This window comes from Vibrio sp. 10N.222.55.C6, assembly GCF_041473395.1.
GTDB lineage: Bacteria > Pseudomonadota > Gammaproteobacteria > Enterobacterales > Vibrionaceae > Vibrio > Vibrio crassostreae_C.
In genome coordinates, this window is the sequence record NZ_JBFRSD010000159.1 from 1 (window position 1) to 337 (window position 337).

1 pseudogene is annotated in these 337 nt (G+C 46.6%); it reads right to left on the reverse strand.

Going from position 1 to position 337, the window contains the following annotated elements:
- Positions 1-337 (reverse strand): annotated as a pseudogene (locus tag AB4486_RS23040) (DNA mismatch repair protein); the annotation flags it as partial.

Consider the following 337-nt stretch of genomic DNA (forward strand, 5'->3'; position numbering starts at 1 on the left):
GTCAGGTTATCCAAATAGTAATCATCGATTCGAGTTCGTTGCGCTTCTTGTGCACTGTTTATCAGCATCATCAGTTTCGGTAAGTGAGCCAAAGAGATACTTGGCACTTCGCTACTCACCCAACGCCTAAGTTGCCCACGCAGTGCTTCGTCGAGAACCGTGGTCGGCTGCACCGTTTCTAGTTTATCAAGGTGAATCAAAATCGCTTCACGCTTGCGCTCTAGGGTTTCAATCGTATTCCAAGCAAGCTGTATTGAGTACACATTGCCGTATTTGCGATCGTTGTACTCCGCTTTCTCAGCTTCAATTTTATCGAGCACCAAGCTCGACATGACAA